General features: G+C 72.7%; 16 protein-coding genes. 7 read left to right on the top strand and 9 right to left on the bottom strand.

Translation table 11 applies throughout. From position 1 onward, the window contains the following. Positions 1-7: 7 nt before the first annotated feature. From ACFWVC_RS23005 to ACFWVC_RS22970, 8 genes are read right to left on the bottom strand one after another with little or no spacing between them, the layout of a single operon-like run. Positions 8-859 carry a hypothetical protein gene (locus ACFWVC_RS23005; RefSeq protein WP_384289022.1) on the bottom strand — a complete coding sequence of 284 codons (852 nt, stop codon included), beginning with the start codon at positions 857-859 and terminating at the stop codon, positions 8-10. After that, complete coding sequence (locus tag ACFWVC_RS23000; protein WP_384289020.1) at positions 856-1,944, bottom strand: ABC transporter ATP-binding protein; 1,089 nt, start codon at positions 1,942-1,944, stop codon at positions 856-858. Before ACFWVC_RS23000 ends, ACFWVC_RS23005 begins: the two co-directional genes overlap by 4 nt. Next, on the bottom strand, positions 1,941-2,957 hold the full coding sequence (locus ACFWVC_RS22995) for an ABC transporter ATP-binding protein (protein WP_384289016.1): 1,017 nt from the start codon (positions 2,955-2,957) through the stop codon (positions 1,941-1,943). Before ACFWVC_RS22995 ends, ACFWVC_RS23000 begins: the two co-directional genes overlap by 4 nt. Continuing rightward, on the bottom strand, positions 2,954-3,871 hold the full coding sequence (locus ACFWVC_RS22990) for an ABC transporter permease (RefSeq protein WP_384289014.1): 918 nt from the start codon (positions 3,869-3,871) through the stop codon (positions 2,954-2,956). Before ACFWVC_RS22990 ends, ACFWVC_RS22995 begins: the two co-directional genes overlap by 4 nt. Then, positions 3,868-4,977: an ABC transporter permease gene (locus ACFWVC_RS22985; RefSeq protein WP_384289011.1), complete on the bottom strand. Its 1,110-nt coding sequence runs from the start codon at positions 4,975-4,977 to the stop codon at positions 3,868-3,870. Before ACFWVC_RS22985 ends, ACFWVC_RS22990 begins: the two co-directional genes overlap by 4 nt. 3 nt (positions 4,978-4,980) lie before the next feature. Further along, complete coding sequence (locus ACFWVC_RS22980; protein ID WP_384289009.1) at positions 4,981-6,837, bottom strand: ABC transporter substrate-binding protein; 1,857 nt, start codon at positions 6,835-6,837, stop codon at positions 4,981-4,983. A gap of 55 nt (positions 6,838-6,892) precedes the next feature. Then, positions 6,893-8,239 carry a M20/M25/M40 family metallo-hydrolase gene (locus ACFWVC_RS22975; protein WP_384289005.1) on the bottom strand — a complete coding sequence of 449 codons (1,347 nt, stop codon included), beginning with the start codon at positions 8,237-8,239 and terminating at the stop codon, positions 6,893-6,895. A 59-nt stretch (positions 8,240-8,298) separates the two neighbouring features. Continuing rightward, a complete protein-coding gene (locus ACFWVC_RS22970; protein ID WP_384289002.1) occupies positions 8,299-9,240 on the bottom strand; it encodes a MurR/RpiR family transcriptional regulator in 942 nt (313 codons plus the stop codon). A 123-nt stretch (positions 9,241-9,363) separates the two neighbouring features. Here ACFWVC_RS22970 and ACFWVC_RS22965 point away from each other — a divergent pair, with 123 nt between their 5' ends. The 3 genes from ACFWVC_RS22965 to ACFWVC_RS22955 are packed head-to-tail and all read left to right on the top strand — an operon-like array spanning position 9,364 to position 13,537. Then, complete coding sequence (locus ACFWVC_RS22965) at positions 9,364-10,014, top strand: helix-turn-helix domain-containing protein (RefSeq protein ID WP_384288997.1); 651 nt, start codon at positions 9,364-9,366, stop codon at positions 10,012-10,014. 5 nt (positions 10,015-10,019) lie between these two features. Then, positions 10,020-11,447 (top strand): diaminopimelate decarboxylase, encoded by a 1,428-nt coding sequence (gene lysA, locus ACFWVC_RS22960; protein WP_384288992.1) that lies wholly within the window; start codon positions 10,020-10,022, stop codon positions 11,445-11,447. Further along, positions 11,444-13,537 (top strand): prolyl oligopeptidase family serine peptidase, encoded by a 2,094-nt coding sequence (locus ACFWVC_RS22955; protein WP_384288989.1) that lies wholly within the window; start codon positions 11,444-11,446, stop codon positions 13,535-13,537. The genes lysA and ACFWVC_RS22955 overlap by 4 nt, the downstream gene beginning before the upstream one ends. 144 nt (positions 13,538-13,681) lie before the next feature. Here the strand turns inward: ACFWVC_RS22955 and ACFWVC_RS22950 are convergent, their stop codons facing one another. After that, positions 13,682-14,209: a GNAT family N-acetyltransferase gene (locus ACFWVC_RS22950; RefSeq protein ID WP_384288987.1), complete on the bottom strand. Its 528-nt coding sequence runs from the start codon at positions 14,207-14,209 to the stop codon at positions 13,682-13,684. A gap of 373 nt (positions 14,210-14,582) precedes the next feature. Here ACFWVC_RS22950 and ACFWVC_RS22945 point away from each other — a divergent pair, with 373 nt between their 5' ends. The 4 genes from ACFWVC_RS22945 to ACFWVC_RS22930 all read left to right on the top strand — a co-directional run bounded on the left by ACFWVC_RS22945 (position 14,583) and on the right by ACFWVC_RS22930 (position 19,097). Then, positions 14,583-17,531 (top strand): SpoIIE family protein phosphatase, encoded by a 2,949-nt coding sequence (locus ACFWVC_RS22945; RefSeq protein WP_384288984.1) that lies wholly within the window; start codon positions 14,583-14,585, stop codon positions 17,529-17,531. 118 nt (positions 17,532-17,649) lie between these two features. Further along, positions 17,650-18,594 carry a D-2-hydroxyacid dehydrogenase family protein gene (locus tag ACFWVC_RS22940; RefSeq protein WP_384288979.1) on the top strand — a complete coding sequence of 315 codons (945 nt, stop codon included), beginning with the start codon at positions 17,650-17,652 and terminating at the stop codon, positions 18,592-18,594. Positions 18,595-18,678: 84 nt separating this feature from the next. Beyond that, complete coding sequence (locus ACFWVC_RS22935; RefSeq protein ID WP_384288973.1) at positions 18,679-18,837, top strand: hypothetical protein; 159 nt, start codon at positions 18,679-18,681, stop codon at positions 18,835-18,837. Then, on the top strand, positions 18,834-19,097 hold the full coding sequence (locus ACFWVC_RS22930) for a DUF4190 domain-containing protein (RefSeq protein WP_384288970.1): 264 nt from the start codon (positions 18,834-18,836) through the stop codon (positions 19,095-19,097). Before ACFWVC_RS22935 ends, ACFWVC_RS22930 begins: the two co-directional genes overlap by 4 nt. The last annotated feature ends 5 nt before the right edge of the window (positions 19,098-19,102 follow it).

Genomic DNA, 19,102 nt, shown 5'->3' with positions numbered 1-19,102 from the left:
TGCATTCCTAGTCTGCCCGGCGGGGCACGAACCGGTAGGCCGCGAGTTCTTCGTCCAGCCGCCGGCAGGACACCCCTTCGTGCTCGGTGAGGACAGCCTCGAAGGTCTCGCACAGCCGCCGGCGCAGGTCGGCCGCGGCTGCGGCGCCGTGCTCGGCCCGGTGGTTCTGCCATTGGGCGGGAACGACGACGATCACGTCCTCCCCGTCGTGGTGGACCGAGCCCGGCCGCCAGCCGGCCCGGGGGATCAGGGGCCGGACGGCGCGGGGCGGCTCGGTCAGGTGCCAGTCCACGAGGAACCGGTCGGTCACCTCGCCGGTGTCGTCTCCGAAGCCGTCCGTGCCGTACAAGGCGGGCTTGACCGCGGTCAGCCGGCCGCCCAGGACGTCCAGGTTGAAATGTGCGTTGCGGGTCTTGACCGGGTCGAAGGTCCAGCGCATCAGGGTGATCCCCTCCGCCAGACAGCGGTCCCGCTGGGCGTGCTTCAGCCGCCTGCCGATCCCCTTGCCCTGGTGGGCTCGGGCCACGACGGCGAGTTGGGAGTACTGGTAGAAGCGCCAGGCCGGCTCCCCCGCCGCGCAGACCCCGCCGTTCAGCGGCTCGCGGGCCAGGAAGCTGTAGGCGAAGCCGACCAGTTCCCGGCCCCAGTGCGCGTCGACCACCACGCCGCTGTTGGCCTGAAGGGCGGTCAGCAGCCGGGGGTTGACGCCGCCGTCCCCCGGGCGCAGGCCCATGACGTCGGCGTACAGCGCCATGCAGGAGGCCATCGCCTCAGGGCCGTCGACGTCGCCGACCACGAAGTCGTCGCCGGAAGCGCCGGGGCGGGAGCGGCCCCGGACGATGGTGTCGCCGCCCGTCATCGGGCGGCTCCGGTGTCCTCGTACCGGTCGTCCTCGTCCTCGTCCCGGCTCTCCCCGGCCAGGTGACAGGCGACCTGGGCGCCGAGGGACGGATCCGCGGAGAGCACCGGCAGGTCGTCCGTGGCGCACTTGGCCGCGCGCCGCCCGTCCTCGTCCAGCCCGGCGAACAGCGGGCAGCGCGGGTGGAACCGGCAGCCGTCCGGGATCGCCGTGGGGTCCGGCGGCTCGCCGGTCAGCAGGGTGGGCCGCCGGTCCCGTCCGGAGTCCGGGAGCACCGACAGCAGTGCCTTGGTGTAGGGATGTCGCGGATGCAGCAGCACCTCCTCCACGGTGCCGACCTCGACGATCCGCCCGAGGTACATCACCGCCACCCGGTCGGCGATGTTCCAGGCGAGACCCAGATCGTGGCTCACCACGAGGGCGGACAGGCCCAGTTCGTCGCGAAGGTCCAGCAGCAGCTTCAGGATCTCGCCGCGGACGGAGGCGTCCAGGGAGGCGACCGGTTCGTCGGCGACGACGACCGACGGGCCGAGCGCCAGCGCGCCGGCGATCACCACACGCTGCTGCTGGCCGCCCGACATCTCGTGCGGATACCGCCGCATGAAGTCCTCGGGGGGCCGCAGCCCCGCCTGGGACAGGGCCTTGTACACACGAGCGTTGAGGTCGCCGGTCATCCCGTGCAGACGCGGCCCCTCCGCGACGGCGTCATAGACGGTCTGCCGGGGGTTCAGCGCGCCGCCGGGGTCCTGCAGCACCAGCTGGACGTGGCGGCGGTGCTCCTTGAGCGCGGCACTGGAGTGGCCCAGCCGGCCGCCCCGGTACCGGACCTCACCGCCGGTGGGCTTGACCAGCCCGACCAGCGCCCTGGCCAGCGTGCTCTTGCCGCAGCCGGACTCGCCGATCAGCGCCACGATCTCGCCCTGTCCGACCCGCAGGTCGGCGCCGTCCACGGCGTGCGCCGGACCGCGGCCGCCCCGGGGCGGATAGGTGATCCTCAGATCGCGGACCTCGAGCGCCGGCGCGTCCGCATCCGCGTCCGCGTCCGTACGGGCGTCGGCGACGGCACGCTCGGTGGTGGTGCTCACTTCTCGCTCCCTTCGCTGACGGTGAGACCTGCCGGCTCCGCCTGGAAATCGGGCAGTACGCGAAGACAGGCCGCGTGCCGCCCGGGGCCGCTCGGCCACAGCTCGACCGGACGGGTCCGGCAGGCGTCGGCCGCCTCCGGGCAGCGGGGCGCGAACGCGCAGCCCTCGCCGAGTTGCGACAGGTTGGGCGGGTCGCCGGGCAGCCCGGCGGGCGCGCGGCGCGAGGCCGGATCGCCGATGGTCGGGAAGGCCCGCCCGAGCGCCCGGGTGTACGGGTGGCGCGGGTCGCCGAACAGCTCGGTGGACGGCCCGGTCTCCACCATCTTCCCCGCGTACATCACCGCGAGGCGGTCGCACATCTGCGAGAGCACCGACAGGTCGTGGCTGATCATGATCACGCCGATGTTCCGCTCCCGGACCAGGTCCGAGAGCAGTTGCAGGATCTGCGCCTGCACCATCACGTCCAGGGCGGTGGTCGGCTCGTCCGCGATGATCAGGTCGGGACGGCAGGCCAGCGCCATGGCGATCATGATGCGCTGCCGCTGGCCCCCGGAGAACTCGTGCGGATAGCTGCCCAGCCGGCGGGCCGGCACGCCCACGCTGTCGAGGAGTTCGGTCGCGCGGGCACGTGCCACCCGCCGGCCGACCTTCTCGTGCAGCACGATCGGTTCGCAGATCTGGTCGCCGATGGTCTGGACCGGGTTGAGGGCGCTCATCGCCCCTTGGAACACCACCGAGGCCTGTGCCCAGCGCACCGCACGGAGCCGGCTCCAGGAGGCGGTCAGGACGTCCTCGCCCTGGAACCGCACCTCACCGCTGATCCGGGCGGACGCGGGCAGCAGCCGCAGCAGGCTCAGCGCCATGGTCGACTTGCCGGAGCCCGACTCGCCGGCCAGGCCGAGGGTCTGGCCGCCGTCCAGGGCGAAGCTCACTCCGCGCACGGCGGGTATGTCGCTGCCGTTCTTGCCGTTGCGGTAGGTGACCTTGAGGTCGCTCACCTCGAGCATGCTCATGAGCCGCTCACCATCCGGGGGTTGAGGACGTGCTCGACGGCCCGTCCGGTGAGGGTGAAGCCCAGGACGACGATGAGGATCGCGACGCCGGGCGGCAGCAGCCACCACCAGTCCCCGGCGCTCACGGCCCCCTGCGCGAGTGCCGCGTTGAGCATCGAGCCCCAGGACACACTGATCGGGTCGCCGAGGCCGAGGAAGGTCAGGGTCGCCTGGGACAGGATGGCCGAGGCCACGGTCAGGGTGCTGGAGACCAGGATCAGCGGTGCCACGTTGGGCAGCACGTGCCGCAGCATCACCTGGGCGTCACTGGCCCCGAGAGCCTTCGCCCGCTCGATGAACGGCCGCGCCTCGACGGCGAGCGTCTGGGCGCGGATCAGACGCGCGGTGCCGGTCCAGGAGGTCACCGCGATGGCGATGGTGATGGACGCCGAGCCCTGCCCGATCACCGCGGACAGCGAGATGGCCAGCGGCAGGCTGGGCAGCGCGATGAACCAGTCGGTGACGTGCATCAGCGCCTTGCCGATCCGGCCCTGGTAGTGGCCGGCCAGCAGCCCGATCGCGCTGCCGAGGAGCACGGTCAGCAGCGTGGCGATGATGCCGATCGCCAGCGAGGAGCGGGCGCCCCAGATCGTCATCAGCAGGATCGAGCGGCCCGCCTGGTCGGTGCCCAGCAGGTAGTCCCCGCTCGGCGCCGCGAGCAGGGGGCCGTCAACCTTGACCACGTCGAGCTGGTCGTCGCCGATGAACAGCGGGGCGCACAGCGCCAGCAGGCCGAAGGCCAGCAGGATGCCGAGGCCCGCCAGGCCGGAGGGGCGCTGCGCGAAGGCGCGGGCGAAGCGGCGCAGCGCGTGGAACCGCGGCGGCGCGTGCGCGGTGTCGAGTGCCGTGTCGAGCGCGGTGTCGAGGTGGGTCACTGGGCACGCACCCGTGGGTCGAGGAAGCGGTACACCACATCGGCGAGAAGGTTCATGATGATCACCGAGGCGCTGAAGATGATGAAGGTCCCCCGGAGCAGCGGGAGATCGGGGACCTGGAGGGCCTGATACGTCAGATAGCCCAGCCCCGGCCACGAGTAGACGGTCTCCACCGTGATCGCCCCGCCGACGATGGTGCCGAGGTGGAGGAAGATCACGGTCACCGAGGGCAGCAGGGCGTTGGGCACCGCGTGGTGCCGCCGCACGACGTCGTCCCGCAGGCCCTTGGCGCGCGCGGTCAACAGGTACGGGCTGCCCAGCTCGTCGATGATGGAGGACCGCATGATGGTCACGTACTGCGCGAACACCACCAGGACCAGGGTCGTCGCGGGAAGCACCAGATGCCGGGCCACGTCGAGGACGTGCTCGATCCCGCCGCCGTCCAGGGACGGGTCGCTCATCTGGCCGGCGGGGAACAGACTGGGGATCGGCCCGACGCCGACACTGAAGAGGATCAGGAGGATCATGCCGAGCCAGAAGGTTGGCACCGACCACAGCGTCAGCGAGGTGCCGGAGGTGATCCGGTCCAGGAGGCTGCCGTGCCGCCAGCCGCTGCGGACGCCGAGCCAGAGGCCGAGCACGACGGAGATCGCGGTGGCGGTCCCCATCAGCAGCAGGGTGGGGCCGATGCGCTCGCCGATCAGGTGCGCCACCGAGTCCTTCAGTCCCCACGAGTAACCGAGCTTCCCCTGCAGGGTGTCGGTCACGAACGAGAGGAACTGCCGCCACAACGGCTGGTCGACGCCGAGCTGGTGGCGCAGCTGGATCATCTGGGCGTCGCTCACCGCGCGCCCGCGGGTGAGTGCCTGCACCGGGTCGGCCGGCATCAGGCTGAACATCACGAAGCAGATGACGAGGGTGACGGCGAAGCTCACCGCGGCGGCGGCGAGTTTGGAGCCGATGTAGCGAAGCAGGCCGAATTGCGGCGATGTTCGCAAGCTGCGCGGTGCTCGCGGCTGTGCCGGCCCCGGGCGGGGGGCGCCCGAAGGCGCCTCCCCCACGGTGTCCGGGCCGGTAGGCCGGGCGGCGTCCGTGTTACTGGTCATCGGCTACTCACGCTCGTCCGCGCCGGCTCGGCGCCTGATCACGAACACGGCCCCGGCGAGCACGACGACCACGACCGCGACACCCACGCCTATGAGCGTGCCGTTGCCGGAGGAGGCGGCCTTGTCACCGCCCACCGGAGTGGCGTTCAGGTAGTTCCAGAAGGTGGTCTGCGGCTGGTACAGGCCGCCTGCGCCGGGCTTGCCCTCGGCGAGGCCGCTCACCGTGTCGGTGCGGACCGCGTTCAGGCCGTTGGCGTAGTACAGGGTCAGGTCGCTGTTGGCCTTGTAGAGGATGGACTGCATCTGGCCGATGATCTTCGCCCGCTCGGCCGGGTCGAAGGTGACGACCTGTTGCTTGAAGAGCTGGTCGTACGCCGGGTCGCAGAAGAACGCGTCGGTGCTGCCGGCGGAGCCGTCGTCGTTCGGCCGGGCGTCGCAGGTCTGGATGCCGAGCAGGTACGTCGGGTCCGCGCCGGTGCTCCAGGAGTCCATGAGCATGTCCCAGTCGCCCTTGGCCAGGTCGTCGTTGAGCTTGGTGGAGCTCAGCGCCTGGATGTCGACCTTGATGCCGATCTGCTTCAGCCAGCCCGACATGTAGGTCGAGATCTGGGTGTCACGCGCGGTGTCGGAGTGGATCCCGAGGCGCAGGGCCAGCGGCTTCTTGGTCCTGGGGTCGATCCGTACGCCGTCGGCCCCCTTCTTGTAGCCGGCGTCGTCCAGCATCCGGTTCGCCTTGGCCGGGTCGTGGTCGAGCTTCTCCCCGGCCGCGGGGCTCCAGGACCACTGGGGCCAGGCCGGCGGCAGGTAGCTGTGGCTGACCGTGCCGAGACCGCCGAGCACCTTGTCGACCAGCGTCTGCTTGTCGGTGGCCAGCGCGATCGCAGTGCGCAGGGTCGCGTCGGCCAGCGCCGGATTGCCGGTGCCGATCTTCTTCCCGGTGCGGGTCTTGGCGCCCGCGTTGATCTCGACGGCGGTCCAGCGGTTGCCGACCTCCTGGAAGGTCTGGACCGACTTCTGGCCCTTCAGCGACTCGTACAGCGTCGAGTTGAGGTTCGCGTTGTTGACGAAGTCGAGCTGGCCACTGCGCAGGGCGGCGACAGCGGCGTCGGAGGTCTTGAAGGACTGCTGGATCAGGTGGTCGAACTTCGGGGCGCCCAGGACGAACTTCTTGTTGGCGTCGAACTTGGCGTACTGCTCGGTCTTGTACTGCGTCAGCGTCCACGGGCCGTAGCCGACGATCGGGAAGCTGTCGTTCTTGTAGTCCTTGAGACCGGCGACGTGCGACTCCCAGATGTGCTTCGGCACGATCGGGATGCCGCTGACCGGGATGCTGACGTACAGCATGTTCGCCTGCGGGGCCTTGGTCTTGATGACCAGGGTGGTGGGGTCCGGGGCGGTGACCGACGCGAAGTTCTCGACCAGCGACCCGTTGGCGGTGCCGGCGATGTCGTCGGTCATGATGAGGTTGAGCGTCCAGGCCGCATCCTCGGCGGTGAGCGGCTTGCCGTCGCTCCACTTCAGGCCGTCCCGGATCTTGAACGTCCAGGTCAGCTTGTCCGCCGAGGTGCTCCACGAGGTCGCCAGGTACGGACCGGGGGTGCCGTCGGCCTTCAGGGTGTTGAGGGTCGGATAGACGGCTGCGTAGACGTCGAGCGAGCCCTTGAAGTACCCGAGGAAGGGATTCAGGGAGTCCACCTGGCCGGCCATCGCGGACCGCAGGGTGGTGCCCTGGGCGGCGGACGCCGTCGGCGCGATGCCGATCGTGGCGGCGCCCAGCAGCAGGGAGGCGCCGAGAGCGGACGCGGCGCGTGCGAATCCGCGGCCGCGTGGTCTCGAAGGCGTGGCGGTGCCTGTCGTCACGGAATCTTTCTCCTTCTCAGTGCCGTGGTGGTGCCATGGCAGGGGGGACGTCGGCTCAGAGGGCCGAGCCGGTACGGGGGTCCGTTCGCAGATAGCTGTCGAGGACCCGGACTCCGAAGGCAAGGCTGTCCACGAGCACCCGCTCGTCGACGCCATGGACGAAGTCCCAGTGGGAGAAACCCGGCGGGGTGGTGCCGGGGGCGAAGCCGTAGCCGGCGATGCCCAGCCGTGCGAACGCCTTGGCGTCGGTGCCCCCGGACATGCAGAACGGCAGCACCAGCGCCTCGGGGTCGTGGGCCCGCAGTGCCGCCGCCATCGCGGCGAACTCCGCGGTGGTGTGGTCGGCGGAGACCGGGGCGGCGAAGCTGGCGAACTCCCGGGTCACCGCGGAGCCCAGGATGCCGTCGACGACCTCGAAGAAGGCGTCCTCCGCGCCGGGCAGGATCCGGCCGTCCACGCCGGCGGTGGCCTCGCTGGGGATGACGTTGTGCTTGTAGCCGGCCTGCAGCATGGTGGGGTTCAGGCTGTTGGACACCGTCGCCTCCACCAGCCGGGCCGCTTCGCCGAGTTGAGCCAGGGAGGCGGGCTCCGCCGGGTCGATCACGACCCCGAGATGCGCGCTCAGCCCGTCGAGGAGGGCGCCCACCGTGGGCGTGATGTGCACGGGCCAGGGGTGGTCGGCCAGTTCGGCGAGCACACGGACAAGGGTGCTGACAGCGTTGTCGGGATTGCGGCGGGAACCGTGGCCCGCGGTTCCGCGGGCGGTGAGGGTCATCCAGGCGCTGCCCCGCTCGCCCGTGGCGATCGGATACAGCCGCGTGCCGTTCGGCAGGTGCACCGCGTAGCCGCCGGACTCGCTGATCGCGGTGGTGACACCCTCGAACAGCTCGGGATGCTTCTCCGTCAGGAAACCCGCCCCGTACACGCCGGTGTCCTCCTCGTCCGCGACGAAGGCCATCACGATGTCGCGCGGCGGCCGGTGGCCGGTGCGGCCGAACGAGCGGGCCACGGCCAGCATCATCGCGTCCATGTCCTTCATGTCCAGGGCACCGCGGCCCCAGACGGCCCCGTCCCGCACCTCGCCGCAGAAGGGGTCGAAGCTCCAGTCGGCCGGCTCGGCCGGCACCACGTCCAGGTGGCCGTGGACCAGCAGGGCCGGGGCGGTGGGATCGGTACCGGGGATGCGCACCACGGTGCTGGCCCGGCCGGGGGCGGACTCCAGGACGGTGGGCGCGAAACCCGCGTCGGCGAGGGTCTCGGCGACCCATTCCGCCGCGGCGCGCTCACCCCGCGAGTCGCCGCCGCCGAAGTTGCTGGTGTCGAAGGTGATGAGCCGGGAGCACAGGTCGACGGTGTCGGCGGCCATGACGTCGTGCTCGGTCGGGGTGGGCTGCGCGGTCATGGGAGAGGACTGTGCGGGAGAGGACTGTGCGGTCACGAAGTGCTTCCCTCGGGGTCTGCCTACGGGCGGGGGACGGCATCGGCCGGGCCCGGGGTGGCCGGGCGGGGGACGGCGGGGGCGCCGGTCACGGCGTCGTCGGCGTAGCACTGCAGTGCTCGTGCGACTTCGGCCCGGCGCCGGTCGCGGCGGCCGGCGCCTTTGGCGCCCGCGGCGGCCAGCGAGGCCAGGATGTGGCCCACCGCGGTGACCGCTGTGGGCGAGTGGCGGGGCGACTCACTTCTCGTATTGATGGCGAGCACGTGGTGCGCCGTCGCACAGACCGGGCTGTCGTAGCTGTCGGTGAGCGCGATCACCGTCGCACCGAGCGCCTGGAACTGCCGGGCCACGCCCAGGGTGAGCTGACTGTAACTGCGAAAGCTGTATGCAACAAGTACATCGCTGGGGTGGGCGTCACTGATCGCGTTGACGGCCGCCCCGCTGCCCGGCTGGATCAGGGTGACGTCGCGCAGCGACGAGGTCAGGTCGGAGGCGAGCAGTGCGGCATAGCCGATCGACTTGAGATCGCCGAAGATCCAGCGGCGGCGGCCGGCGAGGATCGCCTCGGCCGCCAACTCCAGAGCGCCGTTGGCCTGGAGGGAGTTGAGGGTGCCGGCGAGGTTCTGCTGCTCCCGGTCGAGCGTGCGGCGCAGCGGAGAACGGTCCTGCGCCTCACCGTCCCGGCTGGTGAACCGCAGATCCGGTGAGGTGAGCCGGCGGTTGGCCTCCCGGCCCGCCTGACGCCGCAGATCGTCGGTGTCGGCGAACCCCGCCATGGCCAGCAGCCGGTCGAGGTCCTCGGCCCCGGCCTCGGCGGCGCGCAGCAGTTGCGCCGGTCTGCGTTCCAGCGCCGCGGGGTAGTCCGCGGCGATGACCGCGACCAGGCGTTCACCGGCCGGGCCGCACTGCGCGGCCGCGGCACCCAGCAGGGTGAGCACCGGCGTCGGGGCGAATGCCGTGGCCATCCGCGACCTCCCTCATGTCCGTTTCGCGGTGGGCTGGTCCGTTAAGCGAAGTCGATTTACTGGGAGTTAACGCATCTGACGGATCGATTGCCCTAAGTGCTCGGCGAGTATTACTGTCGCCCGATGACACCGTCAAGGGTTGAATCACCCGGGGCACCACCACCGCCGGACGGGTCGCCCCGTGCCGCGCTGGACGAGGTCGCGAACCGGGCGATCGCCACACTCGCCGGGTCCGTGGCCCAGGTCAGACGGGCATCCGGCCTGACCCTGTCCACCGTGGCCGGCCGCGCGGGCTTCTCTCCGGCGTACATTTCCCAGATCGAGTCGGGCTCGGCGAACCCGACCGCGCGCACGCTGGCACAAGTGGCGGCGGGCCTCGGGTGCGATGTGGGCGAGCTGTTCGGCGCGGCGGGACGGGAGACCGGAAGCGCCCCCGCGTTCCCGGCCCGGTTCGCGGCCGCCCCGCTGCTCGCCCAGGTGCCGGGCGCCTCCGGCATCTGGGACCGGACCGCGGACGGCGCGTCCCGGCTCCAGGTCCGGCTGGTCCACGGCGACCCCGGGGACCACGGGGACCACGGGGACCACGGGGAGCCGGTCCGCCACACCGGCGAGGAGGTCCTCGTCGTCCTGGCCGGGGGGTGCACGGTGCGGGTCGCCGACTCCGTGCGAGTCTTGCGCCGTGCCGACGTCTGCCACCTGGCGGCGTCGGACGAACATCAGATCACCGAGTCCAGCGGCGACCTGCTGCTGCTGGTCGTCCTCACCGAGGAGTAGCACCCATGTCTTCGGCCCACGCGGCCCCGCCCGCCCCGCGCCCGGCACCCGACGCCGGCACCGTGTCCCCCGCGCGCGAGGGGGCGGCCGACGGTCTGGCCCCGGCCGCCGGTCCGGAGGAGGCACCCGAGGTCTGGCCGCTGACCGCCCGTGCCGTCGGCGGCGAACTGCACGTCGGCGGGGTCTCCCTGCCCGCTCTGGCCGAGGCCTGCGGCACGCCCCTGTACGTCGTCGACGAGGCCGACTTCCGGGAACGGGCCCGCCAGTGGCGGGCCGCCGGGGCCGACCGGGTGCACTACGCCTCCAAGGCCTTCCTGTGCGCCGAGATGGTCCGCTGGGTGGATGCCGAGGGCCTGCACCTGGACGTGTGCAGCGGGGGCGAACTCGAACTCGCCGTCGCCACCGGCTTCGACCCGGCCCGGATCGTCCTGCACGGCAACAACAAGCTGCCGGCCGAACTCGCCGCCGCCGTGCGGCACGGGGTCGGCGTCGTGGTCGTCGACTGCCTGGAGGAGATCGAGCGGCTGTCCGCGCAGGCGCGGGCCGCCGGCCGGGTCCAGGACGTCTATCTGCGGATCGCCCCCGGGGTCGCGGCGGAGACCCACGACTACATGGCCACCGGCAGCGACGACGTCAAGTTCGGGTTCCCGATCTCCGGCGGCCACGCGGAGCAGGCCGCCCTGACCGTCCACCGCACCCCGGGACTGCGGTTCGTGGGCGTCCACTCGCACATCGGCTCGCAGATCGTGGACACCTCGGGGCTGCGCACCGCGGCCGCCCGGATCGCGGCCTTCGTACGGATGCTCGCCGAGCGCCACGGCATCACCATCACCGAGATCGACCTCGGCGGCGGGGCCGGAATCCCCTATCTGCCGGGCCGGCCGCGGCTGCGTCCGGCCGACGCGGTCGCGGCCCTGCGCGCGGGGATCGCCGAGGTGCTCGATCCCCGCGAGGTGCGCCTGGCCGTCGAACCCGGCCGGTCGATGATCGGTACGGCCGGGGTGACGCTGTACCGGGTCGGCGTGGTCAAGGACGGCTTGCGGCGCCGCTTCGTCTCCGTCGACGGCGGCATGAGCGACGCCCTGCGCCCCTCGCTGTACGCCGCCCAGTACACCGCGTGGACCGCCAACCGCAGCCTGACCGGCCCGCCCCGGCATTCGGTCGTCGTCGGCAAGCACTGTGAGAGCGGGGACGTGGTCGTTCCCGACATCGCCCTGCCCGAGGACGTCGCGGTCGGCGATCTGCTGGCGGTCCCGGCCACGGGTGCCTATCACCATGTGATGGCGAGCAACTACAACTTCCAGCCGCGTCCGGCCGTGGTCGCGGTCGCCGACGGCCGCGCCCGGCTGATGGTGCGCCGGGAGACGCCGGCCGACCTGCTGGCCCGCGACGCGGCCGGACAGGCCGTCGACCTCGAGGGGAGCCCGCGTTGACGGACCGTCAGGCATTCGGCGGGCAACCGGTGGAACGGCACTCCGGCGGCAAGCGGGTGCTGCCCCATGGGGAGTGGCCCTCGCCGATCACCGCGGACATGGCCGCGGCCGGCTCGGGATCCAAGAGCTGGCCCTCCGGTGCCGGTGCGGAGACGTGGTGGTGCGCCCTGGATCCGCGGACCGCCACCGTACGGCTGCTGCGCACGCACCCCGCCGCGCCGGAACCGCGGCCGGTGCTGGGCGAGGGCTGGTCCGTGCGCAACCGCGCGCTCGGGTACGGCGGACGCCCGTACGTCCTCCGGCAGGGAGCCGGACAGCACCTGCTGGTCTTCACCGACCACCGGGACCAGCGGCTCTACCGCGCCGATGTCGCGTCCATCACGGTCGAAGCCGCGTCGGCGCGCGACGTGCCGGCCGGGACCGAGCCGCGCCCGCTGACACCGCCGGACGGTCCCGAAGCCACCACCTGCTACGCCGACATGACGATCACTCAGGACGGCACCGAGGTCTGGTGCGTCCGTGAGGTGACCGCCGCGCCGACCGGCCCGGAGGACGACGACCCGGCCCCCCGCACCCGCCGCGACATCGTGGCCGTACCCCTGTCCGGGGCGGCGGCCGACGACCCCGGAGCGGTCCGGGTCGTCGCGCGCTCGCACCACTTCCTGTCCGGTGCCCGCGTCAGCCCCGACGGCCGCCGGCTGGCCTGGATCGGCTGGGACCATCCGCTGATGCCGTGGGACGCCACCGATCTGATGGTCGCCGACCTGGTGGACGGTGTCGCGACCGGCGCCGTGCGGGTGCTCGGCGGTAACGGGGTGTCCGTACCGCAGGCGGAATGGGCCTCCCCGGACACGCTGTACGCGATGGCGGACCCGGACGGCTGGTGGAACCTGCACCGCGTCTCGCTGGTACCGGACGGCACGGCGGAGGCCGAGTGCGTCCTGCCGATGGCGCGTGAGTGCGCCGGCGCGCTGTGGCGGGTGGGCGCGAGCTGGTTCGCGGTCACCGCCGCCGGTGTCGTCCTGCGCCACGGCGTCGGCGACCAGCAACTCGCCCTGTGGCGTCCGGGGACCGGAACGCTCACCGAACTCGCCTCCGGATGGACCGAGTTCGGCTCGGACCTGTGGGCCGAGGACTCGCATGCCGTGGTCCTCGCCGGCGCCGCCGACCGGGGCCGCACGGTGCTGTGGGTGCCTCTGGCGCCACCCGGGACCCCCCTGGCCCCGGCCATCGACTGCACTCCGGCGGGTCACGCCCCGCATGCCGCCTGGCACTCCGTACCGCAACGGCGGACTGCCCGCGCGGCGGACGGCCGTGAGGTGCACTACGTCTACCACCCGCCCGTCAACCCCGACTTCGAGGGCCCGGCGGGCGAGGCGCCGCCCCTGCTGATCCATGTCCACGGCGGCCCGACCAGCAGCACCGGCGCCACCCCCGACCTGGAGTTCTCGCTGTTCTGCAGCCGCGGCTTCGCGGTCGCGAGCGTGGACTACGGCGGTTCCACCGGATACGGCCGGGCCTACCGCGACCGGCTCCGGCACGCCTGGGGCGTGGTCGACGTCGAGGACAGCGTGACCGTGGCACGCGAGCTGGCGGCGCTCGGGCTGGCGGACCCCGCCCGCACCGCGATCCGGGGCGGCTCGGCCGGCGGGTGGACCTCGCTGGCCTGCCTGAGCTCGACCGATGTGTTCGCCTGCGGATCCGTGTACTACCCGATCAGCGATCCGCTGGCCTGGTCCGGCGGCCACACGCACGACTTCGAGTCGCGCTACCTCCAGAGCCTGATCGGCGAACTGCCCCGGGACCGCGAGCGGTACGAGCGGGTCTCACCACTGGCGAACGCGGCACGCATCAGCAGCCCGCTGGTGATGCTCCAGGGCGCCGACGACTTCATCTGCCGCCCGGACCAGGCGGAGGTGATCGTCGCGGCGGTCGCGGCCCGCGGCCTGTGGCACCGCTATCTGCTCTTCGACGGCGAGGGGCACGGCTTCCGCATGGCGTCCAGTGTCGCGCGGTCGCTGCAGGCCGAGGCGGAGCTGTACAGCCATGTCATGGGGGTCACGGTCGACGTGGGCCACCAGGACGCCTGACGAGGACCTGGTGCGGGACCTGCCCGTCCCGCACCGGGTCCCAGCTCGGCGGGCTACCCCGTCGACACCGGGCACCTGCATGGTCCCCGAGTGGGCCACGGACATCGCGCCGATGGGTCGCCGCCCCCGTGGCCGTGGGGCCGCTCAGTCGCGGAAATCGTCCTCCAGCAGACCCATGGTGAACATGTCGTACCACCGGCCGTCACGCCGGAAGACCTGCCGCAGCCGGCCCTCGTCGACGAAGCCGACCTTGCGGTAGACGTGGTGCGCCGCCTCGTTGTCGGTCACGACGGTGAGCGAGATCTTGTGCAAACGCATCTTGCCGAAGCCGTACCGGCACATCGTGCGCATGGCGTCGGTGGCGTAGCCGCGCCCCCAGTACTCCTTCTCGCCGAGGTAGATGTCGAGTTCGGCGCAGCCGGTCTCGGGCTCGGCGTCACGCAGCCGTACGAGCCCGATGAGCACACCGTCGTCCCGGACCTCGATCCCGTAGAGCACCTCGCCGTAGGCGTTGCGCGGCCGCTCCTCCAAGCGCTTGCGCATCTGGGCGAGCGGCTGCGCGTATCCGTCGTCCATCCAGCGCATGACCTCGGGGTCGTTGTTCCACCGCCACAGCGCGTCGGCGTCCGAGGGCTCCATGGGACGCAGTTTGACGAGCTCTCCAAGCACCATGCGGCGGTCTCCCCTTCGCGTCTCCGCGATCGGATTCGCGGAACCCGCAAGAGGTAGCACGGCCGATTTCGCGCGCTCAACCGATTTGGGCGCCGGGCGGTACCGGACAGCTCCCCACACCACGCCGCCCGCTGAGCAGCCGGCGGCCACGACCTCGGCATCAAGCCGTTCGGCATTCACGGGATCGCCGCTCGCGTCGACGCGTTCCCGGCACCACGGCCGCGCTGCCGTACCTTCCCCAGACTCCCCGGCAAGGTCCGCGGGGCCGGGCGCACGGTCGCCGTCGGGCATGCTGTAGCGGCCGGCTCGCACTGACGCCGCGCGCGCTCGGCGCTATGTTGGCCTCCGGAGGAGTATCCGACGGAATGAGGGCATGATCCCGAACGAAGCCTCCGCCCAGGAACCGCGAGCACCATCGGAGCAGCCCGGAGAGGACAGGCTGCGGCTGCTCCTGTCCACGGGCGACGATCAGGGCGAACGCGATGCGCTGCGGCTGGGGCTGCAACAGGCGGTGGGCGCCCTGGCCGGGCTGGGCGGGCTGGTGCACCTGCGCGGGCGGCAGGCCCGCGGCGGCATCCCGCTGCGGCTCTCGACCAGCATCGGGCTGCCCCGGAATCTCACCCGGGGCTGGGTCTACCTCGCCGACCACGACCGCACCGCCCCCGGCAGGGCCACCGCCGAGAACACCCGCCTGTGGCTGCCCACGACCGCGGTCACCCCGGGCCCCCTCCCACCGCGCTCCGGCGTCGCGTCCGTCCCGCTGCCCGGGCCCGAGGGCCCGCTCGGCGCGCTGTCCGTGGTGACGGCCGGCGACCTGCCGCCCACCGACGGCCAGTGGGACCTGCTCGAACGCATCGCGGCCTGGGTCGGCGACCGGCTCGGACGGCCCGCGCCCGCCGAGCCGCGCCAGCGCTGGCGCCTCGCGGAGCGCAGGCCCGGCACCCGGCTCCCCACCACCGCCACCGACGTGGGCGTGGGCACCTGGGAGTGGAACGTCCGTACCGGCGAGGCCTTCCTCGACGACGCCGCCCAGCACGTCTTCGGCATGCCCCCCGACATGTACGACGGGCGCATCGAGACCTGGGTGGAACTGGTCCACCCCGAGGACCTGCCCTGGGTGATCGCCGACGCGGAGGACGCCGCCCGGACCGTCGGCGGCTACGCCTCCGAGTACCGGGTCCGCCGCCCCGACGGCGGTTTCCGCTGGGTGCAGGCGCGCGGGCGCAGCGTGCACGGCGACGACGGCAGACCGCTGCTGCTGCGCGGGGTGCTGTGGGACAGCACCGAGACCCGGGTCGCCATGGACACGGTGGGGCGCGCGCTGCGGCACATGAGCGACGGCTTCCTCGCCCTCGCCCCGGACGGGCGGATCGTCTTCGCCAACGCCCAGGCCGAGCGGCTGCTCGGCGCCCACGGCAGGACCGGCGGCCGGATCCTGTGGGATCTGCCGGGGGTCCGTCCCTCGGGGCTGGAGGCACGCTGCCGGGAGGCCGCCGATTCCGGGACACCGGTCAGCGGCGACATCGCCTGGGACGGCGGGCAGCGCACGTACCGGGTCCGGGTGATGCCCGTGCCCGACGGCCTGACCCTCTACCTCACCGATGTGTCCGAGCAGCGCCGGGCGGAGGAGGCGCAGGCCAAGGCGGCTGAGGCCGCCGTCGACCGCGCCGCGCACATCGGGCGGCTGACCACGGCGCTGGCCGAGGCGGTGACCGTGAACGACGTCGTGCACGCCGTCGCCGAGCGCGTGCTGCCGTTGTTCGACGCGACCGGTCTGATCATCCAGACGCTGGAGGGCGACTTCCTGCGCGCCGTCGGCTTCGTCGGCTATCCCCCGGACCTCATGCGGCGCACCGGCCGGGAGCGGCTCGCCCAGGGCACCCCGGGCGCCGACGCGCTCCGCGCCAAGGGGCCGCTCTACATCACCTCGGCCCGCGAGTACGTCTCCCTCTACCCGGCCCGCGCCGAACTGCGCGAGTGGGCGCAGAAGCACGCCTGGGCGTTCCTGCCGCTGATCGTGTCCGGCAAACCGGTCGGCTGCTGTGTCGTCTCCTTCTCCGAGCCGCGCCCGTTCACCGAGGAGGAGCGCACCCTGCTCACCGCGCTCGCCGGGCTGATCGCCCAGGCGCTGGAGCGCGCCCGGCTGTACGACGCCGAGCACGGCAGGGCTCAGGAGCTGCAACGCGGACTGCTCCCCCGCACGCTGCCCGTGCTCCCCGCGGTCACCGCCGCCGCGCGCTACCTGCCGGCCACGGAAGGGACGACGGCCGGCGGCGACTGGTACGACGTCATCCCGCTCTCCGCCGACCGCACCGCGCTGGTCATCGGCGACGTGATGGGCCACGGGATCTCCGAGGCCGTCACGATGGGCCGGCTGCGCACCGCCGTGCACACCCTGGCGGGTCTGGAACTGCCGCCCGACGAGCTGATGGCGCACCTCAACGACCTGGTGAGCGACCTCGGCGACGACTTCTACGCGACCTGTCTGTACGCCGTGTACGACCCCGCCGCGGGCCGCTGCGCCCTCGCGCGGGCGGGCCACCCCCCGCCCGCGCTGGTCCGTCCCGACGGCACCGTGCACTTCGTCGGCGGCCCGCCCGACGCCCCTTTGGGGGCGGCCACCCCGCCCTTCGCGCTGGTGGAGTTCGAGGTGCCGGACGGCAGTCTGCTGGCCCTGTACTCCGACGGCCTGGTCGAGTCCTCCCAGCGGGACATCGACACCGGCATGACCGCGCTCGCCGAGGCCCTGACCCGGGCCCTGGCGAACGCGCCGGCGGCTCCCGGGAGCGGCGGCCGGGGGGACGAGCGGCGGGAGGAGGTAGGGCGTCTGGAGCGCCTGTGCGATGACGTGTGCACCGCGCTGGACATCGGCAAGGAGCACGCCGACGACGCGGCGCTGCTGCTGGCCTGCACCCACGCGCTGGCGCCCGAGGACATGGCCTCGTGGTCACTGCCCGGGGAGCCGGTCGCCGCCGGCCAGGCCCGCGACCACGTACGGCGCCAGCTGGAGCGGTGGGGCCTGGACGACCTGATCACGACCACGGAACTGATCGCCAGCGAGCTGGTCGGCAACGTCGTCCGGCACGCGCGCGGACCGGTGGGCCTGCGTCTGATCCGCAGCCGCGCCCTGGTGTGCGAGGTGTCGGACGGCAGCCTCACCACGCCGCGCATCCGGCACGCCGCCCCCAGCGACGAGGGCGGCCGCGGACTGCAGCTGGTCGCCGCGCTGTCCCAGCGGTGGGGCACCCGCTACACCCCGTACGGCAAGAGCATCTGGACCGAGCAGGCGATCCCGGAGCCGGACGGCCGGCGGGAGCTCTGATCCCGCGGCCGCTCCGCAGGGGGTGTCCACGGGCGGCGTGACCCGGCGGATTACCCTCGGCGGCAGCGATCAAGAAACCGGCCGGCGGAGCACCGGTCCCGAGCCAAGGAGCCGAGCGATGCGCATCGCAGTGCTGGACGACTACCAGAGGGCGGCCCACCGCTTCGCCGACTGGAGCGCTCTGGGCGCGGAGGTGGTCTTCCGCCAGGACCACCTCGCGACCACGGACGCGCTGGTCGCGGCGCTGGACGGGTTCGACGTGGTGGTGGCGATGCGGGAACGCACCCCCTTCACCGCCGAGCGCTTCGCGGCACTGCCCGCACTGCGGCTGCTGGTGACGACGGGCATGGCCAACGCCTCCATCGACCTGGAGGCGGCCGGGCGGCACGGGGTGACGGTCTGCGGCACCGACAGCCCCGCGCACGCCACGGCGGAGCTGACGTGGGGGCTGATCCTGTCGCTCACCCGGCACATCCACCAGGAGGCGGCCGGGATGCGGCGCGGCGAGTGGCAGCACAGCATCGGCGGGGACCTCGCCGGCCGCACCCTCGGCATCGTGGGCCTCGGCCGGCTCGGGGCGCGCGTCGCGGCGATCGGGACCGCCTTCGGCATGCGGGTGCTGGCGTGGAGCGCCCATCTCGACCCGGCACGGGCGGCCGGGCACGGAGCTGTGGCGGTGGGCAAGGAGGAGCTGTTCTCGGCGTCCGACGTCGTCACCGTGCACTACAAGCTCAGCGAGCGCAGCACCGGCCTGGTGGGTGCCGCGGAACTGGCCCTGATGAAGCCGACCGCGTTGCTGGTGAACACCTCGCGCGGCCCGCTCGTCGACACACCCGCCCTGGTGGCCGCGCTGCGCGGGGGCCGGATCGCGGGCGCGGCGCTGGACGTCTACGACACCGAGCCGCTGCCCCCGCGGGACGAGCTGCGCACCCTGCCCAACACCCTGCTCACCCCGCATCTCGGCTATGTCACGGAGGCCACCTACGACGTCTTCTACCGGCAGGCCGTAGAGGACATCGCGGCCTTCCGGGACGGGACGCCGCTGCGGGTGCTGACGTCCTGAGGCGTACGGCACGGTTTCACGGCGGCCCGGCCGGGCAGGTGCACAACTGTTCACTGAAACCGCGAGCAACCGGGAAGGACCGGCATGCTGTTTCTGGTGGTCGCACTGGCCCTGTTCGGGCTGGTGCTCGGACCGGTCGCACACCTGCCCCTGCACATCACCCTCATCGCGGCCGGCGCGATCGGTCTCTGGCCGGCCCTCTACGGGATCCGCCGGCGGCCGGCGCACCGCGGGGAGGGATGACCATCGCAACGCCCCCCGCACGCACCCGCCGCGGCCAGGCGGACGGCGCGGCGGCGGCCTCGTTCGTCCTGGGGCTGACGGGACTGCTGGTCTTCAGCGTGGTCCTCGGCCCCTCCGCCCTGGTGCTCGGCGCCCTGGCCCTGCTCCAGGGCACCGCCCACCGGGCCCGGGCCGTGCTGGGGCTGGTCCTCGGCGCGGCCGACCTGGTGGTACTGGCCGTGGTCGCCGCGCACGACCACACCTTCGTCTGGTCGTTCTGACTCGG

Origin of the sequence: Streptomyces sp. NPDC058691, assembly GCF_042714775.1 — a bacterium.
GTDB lineage: Bacteria > Actinomycetota > Actinomycetes > Streptomycetales > Streptomycetaceae > Actinacidiphila.
The sequence above is the reverse complement of the archived record's forward strand: the minus strand, read 5'-3'. Positions and strand labels throughout refer to the sequence as shown.